This is a genomic window from Psychrobacter sp. 1U2 (assembly GCF_051847575.1).
The window spans coordinates 1-744 of record NZ_JBPYDC010001006.1; the positions used below are offsets into that span (position 1 = coordinate 1).

Below are 744 nucleotides of genomic sequence, written 5' to 3' on the forward strand. Positions count from 1 at the left end.
TAAAAAAGGACTTATCGTGCAATTGACTTCTACTATTCAAAAACTGCATGAGCGCGCTCCCAGACTCGGCAAAGCCCTCTCTCTTGCGACGGCTACGGGTGTTATTACTGGGAATAGTATCGGCGCGAGCATACCTATATGGTTTATGGGCGCTGCCAAAACCATTACTGGCGCGAAAATTGCTGATGATACTGTCATTAAAGTGACCAATTATTGGATAAATAGCAATAATGCTTTGATTGATAATATTTTACCTAATAAAGATTGGCGTATTAACCTACCTGATGACGTGCATTCGAAGGGTAAATACTTGCTGATTAGTAATCATCAATCATGGGTCGATACCAGTATCGTACAGTATGTTAGCGAAAAGCGCTTACCATTAACGCGTTTTTTTACCAAGTTTGAGCTGATCTATATTCCTGTCATTGGACAAGCCTTTTATTTTTTAGACTTTCCTATGATGCGCCGGCATTCAAAAGAAGCGGTAGCGAAAAACCCAGCTCTACAAGGTAAGGATATAGAGGAGGCCAAACGTGCTTGTGCTTTGTTAAAAAGCAAACCTTTTACCCTATTAAACTACTTAGAGGGTACGCGTTTTACTAAAGCCAAACACACTAAGCAGCAATCGCCTTATAGTCATTTACTCAAGCCTCGTGCAGGCGGTCTTGCACTCGCTATTAATGCTTTGGGTGAGGATATCGATGGTATTTTAGACATGACCATCGTTTATCCTGATGGCAT

Annotated in this window: 1 protein-coding gene; it reads left to right on the forward strand. The window is 41.3% G+C overall.

Features of this window, described 5'->3' with window-relative positions; all coding sequences use genetic code 11:
* Positions 1 to 16 precede the first annotated feature (16 nt).
* On the forward strand, positions 17 to 744 hold a 728-nt coding region (locus ACS8FD_RS20050; RefSeq protein WP_439277161.1), incomplete at its 3' end, for an acetyltransferase.